General features: G+C 73.3%; 16 protein-coding genes. 6 read left to right on the forward strand and 10 right to left on the reverse strand.

Going from position 1 to position 18,266, the window contains the following annotated elements; translation table 11 throughout:
• The first annotated feature begins 503 nt into the window (after positions 1-503).
• The gene (locus E0D90_RS12880) at positions 504-1,310 is read left to right on the forward strand and encodes an ATP nucleotide 3'-pyrophosphokinase (protein WP_130798143.1); all 807 of its coding nucleotides are present in this window, start codon (positions 504-506) and stop codon (positions 1,308-1,310) included.
• Between the two features lie 142 nt (positions 1,311-1,452).
• On the opposite strand, the gene E0D90_RS12885 is transcribed toward E0D90_RS12880, so the two are convergent.
• Positions 1,453-1,818 carry a tetratricopeptide repeat protein gene (locus tag E0D90_RS12885; protein WP_130798145.1) on the reverse strand — a complete coding sequence of 122 codons (366 nt, stop codon included), beginning with the start codon at positions 1,816-1,818 and terminating at the stop codon, positions 1,453-1,455.
• A gap of 160 nt (positions 1,819-1,978) precedes the next feature.
• Here E0D90_RS12885 and E0D90_RS12890 point away from each other — a divergent pair, with 160 nt between their 5' ends.
• Positions 1,979-3,784, forward strand: coding sequence for a gamma-glutamyltransferase family protein (locus E0D90_RS12890; RefSeq protein WP_130798147.1), 1,806 nt, complete (start codon positions 1,979-1,981; stop codon positions 3,782-3,784).
• Between the two features lie 51 nt (positions 3,785-3,835).
• On the opposite strand, the gene E0D90_RS12895 is transcribed toward E0D90_RS12890, so the two are convergent.
• From E0D90_RS12895 to E0D90_RS12905, 3 genes are all read right to left on the reverse strand, one after another.
• The gene (locus E0D90_RS12895) at positions 3,836-4,186 is read right to left on the reverse strand and encodes a YciI family protein (protein ID WP_130798149.1); all 351 of its coding nucleotides are present in this window, start codon (positions 4,184-4,186) and stop codon (positions 3,836-3,838) included.
• Between the two features lie 211 nt (positions 4,187-4,397).
• Positions 4,398-5,561, reverse strand: coding sequence for a pectate lyase family protein (locus E0D90_RS12900; RefSeq protein ID WP_103501609.1), 1,164 nt, complete (start codon positions 5,559-5,561; stop codon positions 4,398-4,400).
• 562 nt (positions 5,562-6,123) lie between these two features.
• Positions 6,124-6,684 carry a histidine phosphatase family protein gene (locus E0D90_RS12905; RefSeq protein WP_103501610.1) on the reverse strand — a complete coding sequence of 187 codons (561 nt, stop codon included), beginning with the start codon at positions 6,682-6,684 and terminating at the stop codon, positions 6,124-6,126.
• A 173-nt stretch (positions 6,685-6,857) separates the two neighbouring features.
• Between E0D90_RS12905 and E0D90_RS12910 the strand changes: the two genes are divergently transcribed.
• The gene (locus E0D90_RS12910; RefSeq protein ID WP_103501611.1) at positions 6,858-7,049 is read left to right on the forward strand and encodes a DUF1918 domain-containing protein; all 192 of its coding nucleotides are present in this window, start codon (positions 6,858-6,860) and stop codon (positions 7,047-7,049) included.
• Positions 7,050-7,116: 67 nt separating this feature from the next.
• On the opposite strand, the gene E0D90_RS12915 is transcribed toward E0D90_RS12910, so the two are convergent.
• Entirely contained in the window at positions 7,117-8,364 is a 1,248-nt protein-coding gene (locus E0D90_RS12915) for a glycoside hydrolase family 10-like protein (protein ID WP_130798151.1), read from the reverse strand.
• Between the two features lie 315 nt (positions 8,365-8,679).
• On the opposite strand from E0D90_RS12915, the gene E0D90_RS12920 reads away from it, so the two are divergent.
• Together E0D90_RS12920 and E0D90_RS12925 are read left to right on the forward strand one after the other, a co-directional pair.
• Positions 8,680-9,540 (forward strand): 3-hydroxybutyryl-CoA dehydrogenase, encoded by an 861-nt coding sequence (locus E0D90_RS12920; protein WP_103501613.1) that lies wholly within the window; start codon positions 8,680-8,682, stop codon positions 9,538-9,540.
• Between the two features lie 11 nt (positions 9,541-9,551).
• Positions 9,552-9,911, forward strand: coding sequence for an HAD family hydrolase (locus E0D90_RS12925; protein ID WP_103501614.1), 360 nt, complete (start codon positions 9,552-9,554; stop codon positions 9,909-9,911).
• Between the two features lie 55 nt (positions 9,912-9,966).
• On the opposite strand, the gene ku is transcribed toward E0D90_RS12925, so the two are convergent.
• Entirely contained in the window at positions 9,967-11,049 is a 1,083-nt protein-coding gene (gene ku, locus E0D90_RS12930; RefSeq protein ID WP_103501615.1) for a non-homologous end joining protein Ku, read from the reverse strand.
• A 30-nt stretch (positions 11,050-11,079) separates the two neighbouring features.
• Between ku and ligD the strand changes: the two genes are divergently transcribed.
• The gene (gene ligD, locus E0D90_RS12935; RefSeq protein WP_103501616.1) at positions 11,080-11,967 is read left to right on the forward strand and encodes a non-homologous end-joining DNA ligase; all 888 of its coding nucleotides are present in this window, start codon (positions 11,080-11,082) and stop codon (positions 11,965-11,967) included.
• 132 nt (positions 11,968-12,099) lie between these two features.
• Here the strand turns inward: ligD and pheT are convergent, their stop codons facing one another.
• The 4 genes from pheT to E0D90_RS12955 all read right to left on the reverse strand — a co-directional run bounded on the left by pheT (position 12,100) and on the right by E0D90_RS12955 (position 18,067).
• Complete coding sequence (gene pheT / locus E0D90_RS12940; RefSeq protein ID WP_130798153.1) at positions 12,100-14,634, reverse strand: phenylalanine--tRNA ligase subunit beta; 2,535 nt, start codon at positions 14,632-14,634, stop codon at positions 12,100-12,102.
• Positions 14,634-15,767 carry a phenylalanine--tRNA ligase subunit alpha gene (pheS, locus tag E0D90_RS12945; RefSeq protein WP_130798156.1) on the reverse strand — a complete coding sequence of 378 codons (1,134 nt, stop codon included), beginning with the start codon at positions 15,765-15,767 and terminating at the stop codon, positions 14,634-14,636. Before pheS ends, pheT begins: the two co-directional genes overlap by 1 nt.
• A gap of 279 nt (positions 15,768-16,046) precedes the next feature.
• Positions 16,047-17,129, reverse strand: a complete 1,083-nt coding sequence (locus E0D90_RS12950; protein WP_103500693.1) for a sensor histidine kinase — start codon at positions 17,127-17,129, stop codon at positions 16,047-16,049.
• Between the two features lie 89 nt (positions 17,130-17,218).
• Entirely contained in the window at positions 17,219-18,067 is an 849-nt protein-coding gene (locus E0D90_RS12955) for a TrmH family RNA methyltransferase (protein WP_103500694.1), read from the reverse strand.
• Between the last annotated feature and the right edge of the window lie 199 nt (positions 18,068-18,266).

The following is an 18,266-nucleotide window of genomic DNA, read 5'->3' on the forward strand; positions in this document are numbered from 1 at the left end:
TGGGAACCGGTGTGGGCGGGCGGGCCCGTGGAGCCGGTACACCACGCGGAAACGGTCGGCTCGCGGCGGCCTCACGGGCACCGCCGCGCGCGACGCGACGCCGCGCACGGACCCCGGGCGCACCGGGCCGGCGCCGTCCGGGCCGGGGCGGTCCGCGCCCACCGGCAGCCTCTCGGCCCGGCCGGGTCGTGCCCGTTACGGCCGACGAGAGGGGCGCCCGTGCCCGGATCAGCTCCCGAGGGTGGCCGATTTCGCTCCGTCGGCCGGCACCGGGTCGCGCGCCGATCAGCCGGACGGCTACCAGCTCGTCGCCCACCTGCTCCCGCCGGCCCTCCGGCACGGCGGCGCGGACCTGTTGAACGCGCCACCACTGTCCGCCTCATCTTCAACACGGTTGGGCCGTCCGGGCGACGACGGGTGACCAGCGCCGGGTCGCCGCGTTGTCCCCTGCGCACTACCGGGACAGCGATCTCCCGCACCGCGGGAAGACAGGGGACACGGGCATGACGTTCCGCCAGAGGACCATCCACCGCGCCGTCGGCACCGGCGCCGTGCTGGCCGCGCTGCTGGCGTCGGCCGCGCAGGCCACCGCCGTGACGGTCACCGACCGCGCCGCGCACCAGGGGCAGCAGGAGTCGACGGGGACGGCCGCGTGGGAGCGGGACGGCCTGTCGCTGAACTCCGAGGACAACGCGGCGGTCGATGTCTTCATCGCCGACGCGGCGGAGGCCGAGGCACTGATCAGCCCGCAGCTGGTGGAGATCGCCGAACTCACCTCGGCCGAACTGGTCGGGTTCGACCACCGGCTGAAGACGGAGGACTCCCTGAAGCGCAAGGTCGCCACCTGGCTGGAGGAGACCCCGGAGAAGTCCGTCGACGAGGTGCTGGGCGAGATCAACGACTCGGTCCGCTACACCCTCCAGTGGGAGGACGAGGAGTACACCGGCGGCGCGCGGGCGGCCTCGGACCTCCTCTCCATGTGGCGCAACGCCCCTATCCGCTGGAGCAACACCTGGCACAACACCGGGGGTTACAAGGCGGTCAACAGCGCCTGGCGTGAGGCGTCGACCGAGCACGTCTTCGAGGTCCAGTTCCACACCCCCGCCAGCCGCGCCGCCGCCCTGCTGACGCACCCGCTGTACGAGGAGGAGCGCCTGCCCAGCACCTCCCCCGAGCGCGTCGCGGAGCTGCGTGAGCAGCAGGCCCTGATCTTCGGCGCGGTGCCCGTGCCCGAAGGGGCGCAGGAGCTGCGGGCGCCGCGTACGGCGGAGCCCTCGGCCCGGCCGATGCCGCTGCCGGCGCTCGGCTGAACACCCGCCCCGGTACGGGGGCGGGCATGACGGCGGGGCCGGGACGGATCTCTCCGTCCCGGCCCCGCCGTCATGTGTCACGCCGCCGGCGACGCCGTACCGGTGACCGCCCGGCCGCAGAGCCGGCGGGCCGCCCGGGCGGTCAGTCCTCCGACGGTTCGGAGGCCATCCGGCGGGGTGCGTCCACCGGTTCGCCGCTGAGAGCGGCGGCCAGCCGCAGCTGGGCGGTCGCCTCGTCGTCCCGCCCGAGCCGCTGGAGCGTCCGGCCGAGCATCAGCCGGGCGTAGGACTCGTCCGGGTGCCGGTCGGTGATGACCCGGAGTTCCTTCTCCGCCCGGCCGAGCTGGGCCGAGTGGTAGAGCGCGCGGGCCAGGAGCAGCCGCAGGTCGAGTCGTGCGGGCTCGGCGTCCACCAGCGGCCGGGTCAGGCGGGCCGCCTCGCCGTAGTCCCTGGCCTCGAAGAAGAGCTGGGCGCGGTTGTACTGGTCGAGGTTTCCTTCGGTGTTCATGGGCCTCCTCCCGTGCGTCCGCTGCAACACGGAGCCGTCATGCGGTATTCCGGTGTACCGCGCGGCGGGGCGCGACGGTGGTCGCGGGCACGGCGCGGGGGCTGCGAGCGGAGGCTGTTCGGGACTGTTCGGGGCGCATACCAGCACGTACGCTCCCCGCATGTTCACGACGCGCCCCACACTCCACGGCACCATCGGCATGGTGTCCAGTACGCACTGGCTCGCCTCCCAGTCCGCCATGGCGGTCCTGGAGGACGGCGGCAACGCCTTCGACGCGGCCGTCGCCGCCGGCTTCGTCCTGCAGGTGGTCGAGCCGCACCTCAACGGACCGGCGGGCGAGGTGCCTGCCATCGTCGCCCCGGCGGGCGGCCCGGTGCGCGTGCTCTGCGGCCAGGGTCCGGCCCCGGCCGCCGCGACCGTCGGCCACTACACCTCGCTCGGGCTGGAACTGGTCCCCGGGACCGGCCCGCTGGCCGCCGTCGTGCCCGGCGCGTTCGACGCGTGGATGCTGATGCTCCGTGACCTGGGCACCCGCACCCCTGCCGAGGTGCTCCGCTACGCCATCGAGTACGCCGAGCACGGCCACCCGGCGCTGGAGCGGGTCGGCATGGCGGTGGAGAACGTCCGGGAACTGTTCGAGAACGAGTGGACCTCCTCCGCCGAGGTCTACCTCCCCGGCGGACGCGCCCCGGCGGGCAGCGGTCTGCTGCGCAACCCGGATCTGGCCGCGACATGGCGGCGGCTGATCGCCGAGTCGGACGCGGCGGGCGGCGACCGCGAGGCCCGGATCGACGCGGCGCGCCGCATCTGGCGCGAGGGCTTCATCGGCGAGGCCATCGCAGCGCACGCCGCGCGTCCCGCGATGGACTCCTCCGGAGAGCGGCACGCCTCCACCCTGACCGGGGAGGACCTGGCCGGCTGGTCCGCGTCCTTCGAGGAGCCGGTGCGCTACGACTGGCAGGGCTGGACGGTCTGCAAGCCCGGCCCGTGGTCCCAGGGCCCGGTGCTGCTCCAGCAGTTGGCGCTGCTGGACCCGGGCCTCGACGCCGCCGCCCACGGCACGCCGGACTATGTGCACGCCCTCGTCGAGGGCGGGAAGCTGGCCATGGCCGACCGCGAGGCCTGGTACGGCGACGCGGCCGAGGTGCCGATGGACGACCTCCTCAGCGACGCCTACAACGCGGAGCGGCGCGCGCTGATCGGGCCCGGGGCGTCCCTGGAGATGCGTCCCGGCTCGCCCGGTGGCCGCGCCCCCGTCATCGGCAAGCACGCCACGGGCGCGGCCGGCGACGTGCCCGGCTACACCCCGCCGGACCCGGTGGCGGGCGCGGGCGAGCCCACCGTCGCCCGCAACGGCGAGGTGCGCGGCGACACCTGCCACATCGACGTGGTGGACCGTTGGGGCAACATGGTCAGCGCCACGCCCAGCGGTGGCTGGCTCCAGTCCAGCCCGGTGGTCCCCTCTCTCGGCTTCCCGCTGGGTACCCGCCTGCAGATGACCTGGCTGGAGCCGGGGCTGCCGTCGTCCCTGGTGCCGGGGCGGCGCCCGCGCACCACGCTCAGCCCGTCGCTGGCACTGCGCGACGGCGAGCCGGTGCTGGCGTTCGGCACGCCGGGCGGCGACCAGCAGGACCAGTGGCAGACCCACTTCTTCCTCGCCGTCGCCCTGCGGGAGCCGGTTCGCGGCCGGTGGGACCTCCAGGGCGCGATGGACGAGCCGAACTGGCACCAGGACAGCTTTCCCAGTTCGTTCTACCCCCGGCGGATGGAGCCGGGCTCGGTGACCGTCGAGGCACGCGCGGGCGAGGACATGGTGGCGGCGCTGCGCGCCCGGGGCCACCGGGTGACGGTGGCCGGAGGGTGGACCGAGGGCCGGCTGTGCGCCGTCGCCCGGGACCCGGCGACGGGCGTGCTGTCCGCGGCGGCCAACGCGCGGGGGATGCAGGGGTACGCGGTCGGCCGCTGACCCCCGGCTCCACCGGCCGGTCCCGAAGGCGGCGCCGGCGGCGCGGCCGGGTCAGCCCGAGCCGTGCCGGACCGGCCGGACCTCGATCGGCAGCGTGGTGGCACGGGCGAGCTTCACGCCCCACTCGACCGCGGCGTGCTGATCGTCGGCCTCGATCACGGTGAAGCCGCCGAGGTGCTCCTCACCCGCCAGATGGGGTCCGTCGGCGGTGGTGGCCCCGTTCTCGTCGGCCCGCACCACGGTCGCGGTGCCGGGGGCGTGCAGACCGGCGGCGAAGACCCGCGCTCCGGCGGCCCGCATCTCCTCCTCCACGGCCTCGAGGGCCCGCACGACGGGCTCCAGGAACTCGGGCGGCGGCGGCTCCCCGTCCGGCTGGTAGACGCTGAGCAGGTAACGGGGCATGGTGCGCCTCCTGCGGTCCGGCGCCGGCCGGGTGCCGGCGCCCACCCCTCCATGGCACCCGCATCCGGGCGATCCGACATCTCGGGAGCGCGGGCGGCCGCGCCGGCCGCCCGCCACCCGCCTCTCCGTCCGGCCGGCAAAGGGGGCGGCCCGCCCCGCGCCCTCAAGGGCACGGGACGGGCCGGAGCGCGGCTCACCGCGGTGGAGGCGGTCAGGGAGTGATGTCGATGACCCCGGTGCCGGCGTACTGCTGGACGGCGGACCGGGCGTCGGCCGGGCTGTCCGCGTCGAAGGAGTACGGCGGGGTGAAGTCCGTCGTCGACGTCAGGTGCTCGTGGGGGCTGTCGACGAAGGTGTTGTCCTGGAGGTTCCAGTAGCCGGTCTGGCTGGAGCCGTACCACCAGCCGACGGGACCCTCGGGGTAGTCGGCGTGCGTGTCGGTCTCGCCGCTGCCGACGCCGTCGAAGTAGTTGCCCTCGACGAGGACCTGGGCGCCCATGCGGGCGTTGATCGCGGAGCCGCTGACGTCCTCCACCAGGTTGTTGACGAAGTGGACGTCCGCGTGGCGGATCAGCGGGATGCGGCTGTTCATGTTCTGGAAGTGGTTGTGGTGGTAGGTGATCTTGTCGGCGGCCGAGCCGGCGCTGTCGTTGTGGCCGACGAGCATGCCCTTCCAGTGGTCGTGGAAGTAGTTCCACGACACGGTGACGTACTCGCTGTTGTGCTTCACGTCGACCAGACCGTCGTAGTAGTCCTTGTCGACGCCGTCGAGTTCGCTGGAGAACTCGTTGTGGTCGATCCACACGTGGTGGCTGTTGCTGGTGACCTCGATCGCGTCCCCCTCGCCCTGGTGGACGTGGTGGATGTTGAGGTTGCGGAAGATGATGTTGTCGGACCGGGTGACCTTGAAGCCCGCGCCATCGAACTCCCCGGAGTCGCCCACTCCCAGGATCGAGACGTTGGAGACGTCCTTGACGTCCATCTTCTTGCCGGTCAGGTTGTCCGGGACGACGGTGGTGTCGACGTAGATCACCAGGCCCTCGTCACTGCCGGCCTTGGCGTGCGCCTTGAGCAGGTCGTACATGGCGACACCGGGGTCGCTGTAGCCGTTGTCCGCGGCGTACTCGCTCAGCAGGTGTTCGTGCACCGTCGAGGCACCGTGGCCGCCCGTGGTGCCGCCGGCCTGGGCGGCGTAGCCGAGCGGGGTGTCGCTGTGCGGGTCGGCCGAGGCGGTCACCTCGGCGGCGGGCGCGGCGGGCTCCGCGGCGCCCGCGGTGGCGCCTCCGAGTCCCGCGGCCCAGCTGCCCGCCAGCAGCGCGGCGGCACCGGCACCGGCGATCCCGGACCGGACCAGTGTCTTCTTCTTGTTCGTCATCTTGCGGCTCCTATCCGCCGGAGACGTGTCCCGGACACGACGATCCCGAGGGGTGGGGGCACCTCGATTCCCCGGCATACGGCCCACGACTGCAACCGTTTGCAGTAACACTCTGGTAACAGAGTTGCCCAGGGCCCAGGCAGTGTCAATACCTCTCACACAACGTCGAACGGCCCCTAGCCGTATACGACTTGGCTTTCAGCGCGGTAATGACGCCAGTTGCACACAGCGTCGCGGCGCACGATCAGTCGCACCACCTGTGCGTTCGGGAGAACGAAGCAAGCGCTTCCATGGACGTGAACGGCAACCGGTTGCACTTTCGGTGCAGCCGAGCCCCGCCGAGCGGACGGAGTGGCCCCCACCGGTACCGACCCGTCCGCTTCGTCCGGAAAGCGCACCCGCGAGGGTGGGCGCCCTCCTCGCTCGAAGCCCCGCCGAGGACGGCAGGTGTCCACGCGATCCCCTCGCGGAGCGCGCGACGGACGAAGGGTTGACCGTGCCGGCGGGAGTCACCGCCGGGCGGGCGGGAAGCGCGGTCGGCCCCGGGAACGGCGCGTGGCGGTCAGCCCAGCCGCAGGTTCCAGCGCCCGCCGCCTCCACTGAGGCTGATCACCGAGAGCGGATGCACCTCGGTGCGCCAGTACGAGTAGGGCGGGGCCTTCAGGGCGTACAGCATCGCGGCCCGGATGACGGTGGACTCGGTGACCGCCACCACCCGGCCGTGCGGGCCCGCCGGCCGGGTGTCGAGCCAGCCGCCGATGCGGGTGACGAAGGCGATCAGCGGCTCGCCGCCGTGGGGCGCGGAGCGTGGGTCGGCCAGCCACGCCTCGACCGCCGCCGGCTCGCGGGCGCTGACCTCCGGCAGGGTCATCCCCCGCCACCTGCCCATGTCGCAGTCACGCAGGGCCGGCTGGGCGAGCGGGGCGAGACCGAGCACGTCACCGGTCTGCCGGGCGCCGGGGGTAGGCGAGCAGTAGCGGAGTTCGGCGGCGGCCAGGGGGGCGAGCGCGGGTACGGCTCGTTCGACCGCCTGCCAGCCGGCCGCGTCCAGGGGGCGGTCGTCGCCGAAGCGGGCGTCAAGAAGGGGGGAGGTGCGGGCAGCGGCTATCAGCGTGACCAGCATGGCGGAATCGTACGAGCACTCTTATTTTCACACCACACTCACCGGGGAATTCGGTACGGAATTCCTTCAGCCCGCTGACACCTCAGGGCCGCCACCGCCGATGCACCCGGAGGGCGTCGCGGCCTAAAATGGGAAAAGACCTGTTCACACCCCATGGATCGGCGGGAGCATTCATGCGAGCGCAGACCGGAGACCGGATGATCACCCACGGCCGCACGGTCGGCGAACCCGACCGCGTGACGCGGATCGTCGAGATTCTCGGCGAGAACGGGGCGCCGCCCTACCGCGTCCGGGACGAACGGGGCCACGAGACCGTGGTCTCCCCCGGCCCCGACACGGTGGTGGAGCACCCCGGCGGCGGCTGACGGCACCGGCCGCCACCCCGTGCCGAGGCCCGGACCTGCCGGGCCCCGGCACCGGGGTGTGCACGCCTCAGCGGTAGTGGTCCTCGTACACGCGGGACATGGCGCCGAGCGGGTCCTCCGCCACCCCGGACTGCGAGAAGAACACGTGCCCGCCGACCTCCTCGTACCCGGCGGCCAGCGTGAGGTGCCGGGACAGCTCCGCCGGGTCCTGCCACGCGTCCGGCTGTGCCGGGTCGCCGACCTTGTACATGGCCTCGCCCAGCACCAGCCGCACGCCGCTGCCGGCGCAGACGTCCGCCCACCACGGCACCAGCTTGGCGTAGTCGGCGGCGGGGAGCCCGATGTTCCAGTACAGCTGGGGGACCACGTAGTCCATCCAGCCCTTGGTGACCCAGCCCCGGGTGTCGGCGTACAGCTCGTCGTACGCCTGGAGGCTGGTGGTGTCGGAGCCCAGCGGGTCGGTGCCCCGGTTGCGCCACACGCCGAAGGGGCTGATGCCGAAGGCGATTCCGGGACGGCTGTCCTGAATCCGCTGGTACATCTCGCTGACCAGCAGGTCGACGTTGTTCCTGCGCCAGTCGGCCACGTCGGAGAAGTCCCCGCCGTATTCGGCGAAGGCGTCGGCGTCGTCGAACTCCTCCCCCGAGGCCGGATAGGGATAGAAGTAGTCGTCCCAGTGCACGCCGTCGATGTCGTAGTTCTCGGCCGCGTGCATCATCGCGTCCTGCACGAATGCGCGGACCGCGGGAATGCCCGGGTTGTAGTAGAGCTGCCCTCCGTAGCTCACCACCCATTCCGGGTTCCGGCGCGCGGGGTGGTCCTCGACCAGGCGCCCCGGATCGTCGTGGTTGGCGATCCGGTACGGGTTGAACCAGGCGTGCAGCTCCAGCCCGCGCCCGTGCGCCTCCTCCACGGCGAACGCCAGCGGGTCCCAGCCGGGGTCGGTCCCCTGCACCCCGGTCAGCCACGCCGACCAGGGCTCGTGCGGGGAGGACCAGAAGGCGTCGGCCGTCGGCCGCACCTGGAGGAAGACGGTGTTGAGGTTCCACCGCATGGCGTCGTCGAACGCGGCGCGCAGCTCGGCCTGGGCCTGGTCCCGCGACAGGCCGGCCCGCGAAGGCCAGTCGCCGTTGTTGACGGAGGCGATCCAGACGCCGCGCATGTCCGCCTGTGACGGTTGGTCCCGGCGCGGCGACGCGGCGGGTTCGGTGGTCGGCGCGCCGGGGGCGGCGGACGATGCCCGGGCGAGTGCCAGGGAACCGAACGCGGCGCCCGCCGCGGCGAAGCTGAAGGTCCTGCGGGTGATGTGTCCCACGCCGTACTCCCTTGGGGGTGTCCGGGGTCTGAGCGGCCAGCTCTATCAAGATGACCCACCGGACACCCCGCTGACACGGGCACTTATGCGAATTGTTTGTGCCCGATGACGCGAACGCGGAGCGTGGGGGCGCGTCGCGCCGCGTAGCGCGGTGTGGCACTCCGCACGACACGGCTGCGGAGCGTCACTGGCCCAGGCAGGGGGGTGACCCCCCGCCGATGGCATCCGGGCCGTCCGGGAGTACCGTCGGTCCGGGGCGGTGGAGCGGCGAGGGAGCCGCGCCGCCGGAGTGCTGTCTCAGCGAAAGGGCACGGAGTGACCGACATCGAACGGGTCGGAGTGGTGGGCTGCGGCCAGATGGGCGCCGGCATCGCGGAGGTGTGTGCCCGGTCCGGACTGGATGTCCGCGTCGCCGAGACCACGGGCGAGGCCCTGGAGCTGGGCCGTTCCCGGCTGGTCAACTCGCTGGCCAAGGCCGCGGAACGCGGGAAGATCAGCGAGCAGGAGCACAACGCGACGCTGGAGCGGCTGACCTTCACCACGGACCTCGGCGAGCTCGCCGACCGCGATCTCGTCATCGAGGCCGTGGTGGAGAACGAGCAGGTGAAGACCGAGATCTTCCAGGTCCTCGACCAGGTCCTCACCCGGCCGGACGCGATCCTCGCCTCCAACACCTCCTCCATCCCGCTGGTCAACCTGGCGGTCACCACCACCCGACCGGGCCAGGTGCTCGGTATTCACTTCTTCAATCCGCCGCAGGTACAGAACCTGGTGGAGCTGATCCCGGCGCTCACCACCTCCGAGGAGACACTGCGGCGCGCGGAGGACCTGGTGGTGCGGGTGCTGGGCAAGCACTCGATCCGCGCCCAGGACCGCTCGGGGTTCGTGGTCAACGCGCTGCTGATCCCCTACCTGCTCTCCGCGGTGCGGATGTTCGAGGCCGGGGTCGCCGGCCGCGAGGACATCGACAACGGCATGGAGCTGGGCTGCGCCCACCCGATGGGCCCGCTCAAGCTCGCCGACCTGATCGGCCTGGACACGGTCGCCTCGGTCGCCGCCTCGATGTACGAGGAGTTCAAGGAGCCGCTGTACGCCGCTCCCCCGCTGCTCCAGCGCATGGTCTCGGCGGGCCGGCTCGGCCGCAAGACCGGTGCGGGCTTCTACACCTACGGCTGAGGCGCGGACCCATGAGCACCGTCGCGGTGGACTTCGACGGCGTGATCCACGGCTACAGCCGCGGCTGGGCCGACGGGACCATCTACGACCCGCCGGTGCCCGGCTCGCTGGAGGCGCTGCGCACGCTGATGGCCTCGCACTCGGTGTTCGTGCTGACCAGCCGGGACCCGGAGCAGGTGGCGCCCTGGCTGGACGAGCACGGCTTCGAGACGGTGGTGGACCGCCCGGCGGCACGACGGCGCTTCTGGAACAGCCGCGGCAAGCTGCTGGTCACCAGCCGCAAGCTCCCCGCGGTGGCGTACGTGGACGACCGGGCCGTCCGGTTCACCGACTGGGACCGGACGCTGCGGGAGCTGGACGAGCTGAGCTGACCGCGCCGAGCGCGGATACGGGGCCGGGCGCGCGTGTCGCGCCCGGCCCCGGTGCTCACGCCGACTTACGGCCCCCCGAGGCGGTCTTCGCGGCCGGCTTCTTCTTCGCCGCCGTCTTCTTGGCGGCGGCTTTCCCCGTGGTGGCCTTCCCCGTGGTGGCCTTGTTCCCGGTGGCCTTGTTCCCGGTGGCCTTCTTCGCCGCCGACTTCTTCGCGGCGGTCTTCTTCTCCGCCGGCTGCTGAGCGGCGCCCTTCTTCGCGGCGGTCTTCTTCGCCGAGCGCTTCCTGGCCGCCGACCCGCCGGCCCCGGTGGCCTCGCTGAGATCGGTGACGGTGGCCGCCGTCCCCTCCTCCTCGCCGTCTCCGCGCGAGGAACGCGCGGCCCGCACGCTGTCCTCCAGGGCGGCCATCAGGTCGATGACGCGGGCGCCGGGCTCCGCCTCGGCGGGCTGCTCCGGCTCCACGCCGTTGAGCTTGGCGGTCACCAGGGCCTCGACGGCCGAGCGGTAGTCGTCGCGCAGTTCGGAGACGTCGACCTCGCCGAGCGACTCCATCAGCGTGTCCGCGAGGTCCAGCTCGGCGTCCCGCACGGTCACCCGCCCCTGGGGGGCCAGCCCCTCGGCGGAGCGGATCTCGTCCGGCCAGAGCATGGTGTGCATCCCCAGGACGCCGTCCTCCGCCGGGCGCAGCAGCGCCAGCGTCTCCCGCCCTCGCATCGCCAGCTTCGCCACCGCGCCCTTGCCGGAGCGCTTGAGTGCCTCGCGCAGCAGCACGTAGGGCTTGTCGGCGCCGGAGTCCGGGGCGAGGTAGTAGGAGCGGTCCAGCTGGATCAGCTCGATGCTGTCGACGGGGACGAAGCCGAGGATCTCGATGGTCCGGGCGGTCGGCAGCGGCATCTGGGCCAGCTCGGCGTCGCTGATCAGCACCACCTGGCCGTCCGGCGCCTGGTAGCCCTTGCTGATCTCGTCGCCGGAGACCTCCTGCTCGTCGATCTCGCAGACCTTGCGGTAGCGGATGCGCCCGCCGTCGCTGACGTGCAGTTGCCGGAAGGAGACGCTGTGGCTCTCGGTGGCGCCCATCACCTTGATCGGGATGGTCACCAGACCGAAGGAAATCGCACCTTTCCAAATGGATCGCATGTTCTGCCCCTTTCATGCCACCCTTCGAGTATGACGGTCACCGAGGTCGAGGGTCGGCGCCTGAGCCTGACCAATCTCGACAAGGTCATCCATCCCGCGACCGGCACCACCAAGGGCGAGCTGGTGCACTACTACGCCGCCAACGCGGGAACGGTGCTGGCGCACCTGCACGACCGGCCCCTGAGCTTCCTGCGTTACCCGGACGGCCCGCGGGGGCAGCTGTTCTTCACCAAGAACGTGCCGGCCGGTACCCCCGCCTGGGTGAAGAGCTGCGAGGTCCCGCGCCGGGGAGAGGCCCCGGCCCGGCAGGTGATGGTGCAGGACCTGCCCTCGCTGGTGTGGGCGGCCAACCTGGTGGTGGAGTTCCACACCCCGCAGTGGCGGGCGGACGCCCCCGCGGAGGCCGACCGTCTGGTGCTCGACCTCGACCCTGGTGCCCCGGCGACGATCGTCGAGTGCTGCGAGGTCGCCCGCTGGCTGCGGGAGCGGCTGGCCGAGGACGGGCTGGAGTGCTTCGCGAAGACGTCCGGGTCCAAGGGGCTCCATCTGCTCTCGCCGCTGCGGCCGGCCCCGTCCGCCGACGTGAGCGCGTACGCCCGGTCACTGGCCGAGCGGGCGGCCGCCGCGCTGCCCGGTCTCGCGCTGGCCCGGATGGCCCGGGCCGCCCGCCCCGGCAAGGTCTTCATCGACCACAGCCAGAACGCCGCCGCCAAGACGACCGCCGCGCCCTACACACTGCGGGCGCGCGAACGCCCGGAGGTCTCCGCCCCCGTCACCTGGGCCGAGATCGCGGAGTGCGCCAGTCCCGGCGAGCTGGCCTTCACGCTGGAGGACGTGACCGGTCGTCTCGCGACGCGGGGGGACCTGCTGGCCGGGCTGCTCAATCCCGCCCACGCCCGACCGCTCCCCCGGCGCTGACGGCCGGCCACGGCACGCCGGACGTACGGAACAGGACGGGCCGGGCGCGGCCACCCCACTTCGGGGTGGCCGCGCCCGGCCCGTCGTCTCTCCCGCCGCCACGCCAGGCGCGCGGCGGCGGGAGCCCTGTTCTCAGGCGCCGCGCAGCGCCGCGCCCAGCCGCTCCCCGGCGGCGGTCACGGCCGCTTCCCGGGCGGCGGTGACCTCCTCCGCCGTCAGCGTGCGGTCGGAGGCGCGGAACCGGAGCGTGTACGCCAGGGACTTGCGGCCCTCGGCCACCTGCTCCCCGGTGTAGACGTCGAACAGGTCCAGCGACTCCAGGAGTTCACCGGCGGCGTCCCGCAGCACCCGCTCGACGGCGGCGGCCGGCACTCCGGTGTCCACCACCAGCGCGACGTCCTGGGTGGCGACCGGGAACGAGGAGACGCGCGGAGCCCGCAGCGGACCGGCACCGGCGGCCTCCACCACCTCCTGGTCGATCTCCATGGCGCAGGTGCGGTCCGGCAGCGACATCGCCTTGATGACGCGCGGGTGCAGCTCACCGGCGTGACCCGCCGGCACACGTTCTCCGTCGATGGTGACGTGGAGCGCCGCACACCGTCCGGGGTGGAACGGCGGGTGCCGGTCGGCGGTGACCTCCAGCTCGGCCCCCGCCTGGGCGGCGACGAGCCGGGCCGCCTGGACGGCGTCGGCCCAGTCGGCGGGGCGGCCCGCGCCCCACCAGCCGGCCGCGGCCCGGTCACCGGCGAGGGCGACCGCCACGTGGCGCGGCTGACGCGGCAGCGCGACGTCCAGCCGGGCGATCTCCTCGTCGGTGGGCCGGCGGTCCACCGGCGGCCGGATCGGCGTGGGCTCGTCCCCGGTCGGCAGGAACACCGTCCCGGACTCGAAGAGCGCCAGGTCGTGGCTGCCGCGCCGGTCGTTGCGGCGCAGGGCGGCGAGCAGCCCGGGCAGCAGCGTGGTGCGCAGCTCGGGGTCCTCGTCGGAGAGCGGGTTGGCCAGCGTCACGGTGCGCAGCCGGGCGTCGTCCGCCTCCAAACCGAGCTGCTCCAGCGCCTGCCGGCTGACGAACGGGTAGCTGAGCACCTCGACGTAGCCGGCGCCGGCCAGGGCGCGGCCGGTACGGCGGCGAAGCCGCTGGCTCTCGGTGAGTCCCCGCCCGGCCGGGGGCCGCGGCAGGGTGGAGGGCAGATGGGCGTAGCCCTCCAGCCGGATGACCTCCTCGGCGAGGTCGTTGGGCGCGCCGAGGTCGGGACGCCAGCTGGGGACGGTGACGGTGAGCTCGTCGGAGCCGTAGACGTCGCAGCCGATCGACTGCAGGCGCCGGACCACGGTCTCCCGGCCGTAGTCCACCCCGGCGACGCGGCCCGGGTGGGACGCGGGCATCAGGACGGTGCGCGGGGTGGTGACCGAGCTGACGTGGGTGACACCGGCGTCGGCGGTGCCGCCGCCCAGGAGCACCAGCAGGTCGACGGCGCGCTGCGCGGCGGCGGCGGCCGCCTCCGGGTCCACGCCGCGTTCGAACCTGCGGGAGGCCTCCGAGGAGAGCCGGTGACGGCGGGCGGACCGCGCGATGGCCCGGGGGGCGAAGTGCGCGGCCTCGATCACGACGTCCGTGGTGGCGGCGTATCCGCCGGCCTCCTCGCCTCCCGCGTCCCCGGTGTCACCGGTGATCTCGGTGTCGGCGCCGCCCATCACGCCGGCCAGGCCGATGGGGCCGCGGCCGTCGGTGATGACCAGGTCCTCGGGGTGGAGGGTCCGGCGCACGTCGTCCAGGGTGGTCAGCTTCTCGCCGGGTTCGGCGCGGCGGACCCCGATGGGTCCTTCCAGCCGGGCCCGGTCGTAGGCGTGCAGCGGCTGCCCGAGTTCGAGCATCACGTAGTTGGTGATGTCCACGGCCAGCGAGATGGACCGCATACCGGCCTTCTCCAGCCTGCGCTGGAGCCAGATCGGGGAGCGGGCGTCGGGACGCACCCCGGTCACGGTGCGCGCGACGAACCGGTCGCAGGCGCCGCGGTCGGCGATCTCCACCGGGTAGCCCTCGCCGTTGGGCACCGGCACGTCCAGCAGGGCCGGATCGCGCAGCGGCAGGCCGTAGGCGACCGCCGTCTCGCGGGCGAGCCCGCGCAGCGACAGGCAGTAGCCCCGGTCGGGGTTGACGGAGATGTCCAGGACGTCGTCGACCAGCTCCAGCAGCGCGATGGCGTCGGTGCCGGGCTCGTACTCGGGCGGGAGCACGATGATGCCGTCGTGGTCCTCGCTGGTGCCCAGTTCCGCGGCGGAGCAGATCATGCCCTCGGAGACCTTGCCGTAGGTCTTGCGCGCGGCGATCTTGAAGCCGCCGGGCAGCTCCGCCCCGGGCAGGACCACGACGACCTTGTCGCCGACGGCGAAGTTCCGGGCACCGCAGATGAGATTCTGCGGTTCGCCGGTGCCGTTGGCGTCACCGACGTCGACCTGACACCAGCGGATCGGCTTCTTGAAGTCGGTCAGTTCCTCGATGGCCAGGACCTCGCCGACCACCAGCGGACCGGTGAGCCCGGCGCCGGTGCGCTCGACGGTCTCGACCTCCAGCCCGGCGCCGGTCAGCCGGGCGGCGACGTCACGGCCGGTCACGTCGGCCGGCAGGTCGACGTACTCCCGCAGCCAGGAAAGCGGGGCCCGCATCAGATCTCCATCCCGAACGGCCGGGTGAACCGGACGTCGCCCTCGACCATGTCTCGCATGTCCTCGACGTTGTGCCGGAACATCAGCATCCGCTCGATCCCGAACCCGAAGGCGAAGCCGCTGTACTTCTCCGGGTCGACGCCGCAGGCGGTCAGCACCCGGGGGTTGACCATGCCGCAGCCACCGAGTTCGATCCAGCCCTCGCTGGAGCAGGTCCGGCAGGGACGGTCCGGGTTGCCGACGGACGCGCCGCGGCAGACGTAGCAGACCATGTCCATCTCGGCGGACGGCTCGGTGAACGGGAAGTGGTCCGGCCGCAGCCGCGTCTCCATGCCCGGGCCGAAGAGCGACTGGACCATGTGGTCCAGGGTGCCCTTGAGGTCGGCCATGGTCAGCCCCTCGTCGACCGCGAGCAGTTCGACCTGGTGGAAGACCGGGGTGTGCGTGGCGTCCAGCTCGTCGGTGCGGAAGACCCGCCCGGGGCAGACCACGTAGACCGGGGGCTCCCGGTCGAGCAGCGAGCGGATCTGCACCGGCGAGGTGTGGGTGCGCAGCACCAGCCCGGCGTCCTCGGGGTCGGGTGCGTCCCCGGACGGCGGGCGGACGAAGAAGGTGTCCTGGGTGGTGCGGGCCGGGTGGTCCGGGCCGATGTTGAGGGCGTCGAAGTTGAACCAGTCGGCCTCGACCTCGGGGCCTTCGGCGACCTCGTAGCCCATCGCCGTGAAGATGTCCTCGATCCGGTCCATCAGCGTGGTCAGCGGGTGCCGGGCGCCGGGACGTACCCGGTCGTACGGCAGGGAGACGTCGACCGCCTCCTCGACGAGGACCCGCTCGTCGCGCTCCTCCTCCAGCCGCTCCTGCCGCGCGGCCAGTGCCTTGGACACGGCGCCGCGGGCCTGGCCGACGCGCTTGCCCGCGTCCGCCCGTGCCTTCGGCGGCAGTGCGCCGATCTCGCGGTTCGCGAGGGCGAGCGGTGAGCGGTCGCCGGCGTGGGCGGCCTTCACCTCGCGCAGCGCGTCGAGGCTCCGCGCGTCCTCGATGGCCGCGAGCGCTTCCTCGCGCGCCCGGTCGATCACGGCCGGTTTGAGTGCCTCGACCTCGACGGGGTCGTATGACTTATTGGGTGCCGACATCGCTTCTCGGTGTTCCCTACTTCCGGTTTCGCCTGGCTGCGCCGCTCCGCGGCGATGGTGCCGGGAGTCGAGTCTAAGGCGCGCCGTGGTGGCGTCGTCCCCGGTGGGCCCCGGGTCCGGGGCACGTGGGGCTGGCGGGTTTCGGCGGCGGAGACCGGTGCGGCGCGCGGACGGGCGGGCCCGTCGTCCGCCGGTGGCCCGCCCTGGTCGCCGCGTCGCGCCACCGTGGTGGCGCCGGTCAGGGCCGCTGCGGCCCGCGGGCGGTGGGCGGGACCTCGCTCAGGAGACGAGGAACGCCGGGATGCCCGCGGGCAGGATAAATCGGAACCGGGCGCCGCCGCCGGAGCACCGGCCGACGGTCACGGTGCCGCCGTGGGCCTCAATGATGCCCTTCACGATGTAGAGGCCGAGGCCGGTGCCGCCGCGGGGGGAGCCGCGCCAGAAGCGCGTGAAGACACGGTGCATCGCGTCCTCCGGGATGCCCGCTCCCTGGTCGCTGACGGTCACGGCTGTGCCCTCCTGGCGGTCACCGCTGTGCGGTACGGGTTCGACCTCGATCGTGACAGTCCCCGCGCCGTGCCGCACCGCGTTTTCCAGCAGGTTGCCCAGCACCTGGTCGATCTTGTCGGGGTCCGCCCACAGCAGGGGCAGGCCGTCCGCGAGCCGCAGGTCGAACCGCTCGGCGTCGGCGCCGCCGTTGACCAGCGTCTTCACCTGCCGGCGGACCGCTTCGTCCAGCCGTACCGGCTCGCGCCGTATCTCCAGGCGGCCGGAGTCGATCCGGGAGACGTCGAGCAGTTCGGTGATGAGCCGGGTGACGCGGTCGGCGTCGGCGTCCACGGTCTGGAGCATCAGCCGCTTCTGCTCGTCGGTGAACCGCTCCCACTTGTCGAGCATGGTCGCGGTGAATCCCTTGACCGAGGTGAGCGGGGAGCGCAGTTCGTGCGCCACGGTCGCGATCAGCTCGGCGTTGGAGCGCTCCATGCGCTGCCGGGCCTCGGTACTGCGCAGGGTGATCACCACCTGCCGCACGGGACCCGCCGGGCGGACCCGCACATAGCGGGCGGCGACCAGCACCTCGCGTCCGCCGGGCAGCAGCAGGTTGCGTTCGGGCTGGCCCCAACGGGTGGCCAGCCCGTGGTACGGGTCGGTCAGCCGCCACCAGGGGCGGCCGTCCGGGTCCTCCAGCGGCAGCGCGGTCTCCAGCGGGCCGCCGAGTGCCTGGGCCGGGTCGGTGCCCGTGAGCCGGGCGGCCTCGGAGTTGAAGCAGGTGACCCGCCCGTGGTCGTCGGCGATCACCAGCCCGTCGGGCAGGTCGTCGGGCGGCACGTCCAACTCGCCGGCCCCGGCGCGCTTCTGCATCCCCGCCCGTCCCCTCCGTGTATCCGCTCCGTCACCCTACTAGCACTGGGAGGTGTTTGAGATCCCCCCGCCGCCGGGCGGGTGCGCGCTCAGCCGTCGTGGCGGCAGCCGCCGACCGTGCGCTGGGCACGCGCGGAGGCGTAGAGGCAGACGGCGGCGGCCGTGGCCAGGTTGAGGCTCTCGGCCCGGCCGTGGATGGGCACGCGCACCACGGCGTCGGCCAGGGACCGGGTCTCCTCCGGCAGGCCCCATGCCTCGTTGCCGAAGATCCAGGCCGTGGGGGAACCCATGTGGCCGGCGTCCAGCTCGTCGTCGAGGTCCCGGTCGCCGGCGCCGTCCGCCGCCACCACTCGTGCTCCGGCCGCCACCAACCCGTCCACCGCCTCCCCGACGGGCACTCCGACGGCGACGGGCAGATGGAAGAGACTCCCGACCGAGGCACGCACGGCTTTGGGGTTGTAGACGTCGACCGAGGCGTCGGTGAGGACGACCGCGTCGGCGCCGGCGGCGTCCGCGCAGCGCAGCACGGTGCCCGCGTTGCCCGGGTCGCGGACGTGGGCGAGGACGGCGACGAGCCGGGGCCGGGCGGCCAGCACGTCCGCGAAGGGACGGTCCACGAACCGGCAGACACCCACCAGCCCCTGCGGGGTGACGGTCTGGGAGATACCCGCGACCACGTCCTCACCGGCGACGGCGACGCGGGCGCCGGCGTCCCGCGCGGCCTCCAGCAGCTCCGCGTGACGCTCGGCGGCCTCGGGCGTGGCGAACAACTCGACGAGGAAGGCGCCCTCACCGTCACCGTGGCGGATCGCCTCGCGCACCGCCTGCGGGCCCTCCGCCAGGAAGCGGCGCTCGCGGGTGCGCGCGCCCCGTCGGGCCAGCCGCCGAGCGGCTACGGCGCGCGCGGAGCGTGGAGAGGTCAGCTCGGCGGGGAGCATGGCGGCGGATCGCTTCCTTCACGGGAGGGGTGGGCGTCGATGCGGCACACGGCGGGCCGGGCGTCGGGAGCGCGGGGTGTGCCGCGCGAGGAGACGGCCGGGGCCTGCCCGGTGCCGACGCACGTCACGGGAACCGGGGGGCCGGAACACGGGCCGCCCGCCGGTCCGGTGGCGGCGGGCAGGGCCGGGGGGGCGGACA

This window comes from Streptomyces otsuchiensis, from assembly GCF_004305975.1.
Taxonomy (GTDB): domain Bacteria; phylum Actinomycetota; class Actinomycetes; order Streptomycetales; family Streptomycetaceae; genus Streptomyces; species Streptomyces otsuchiensis.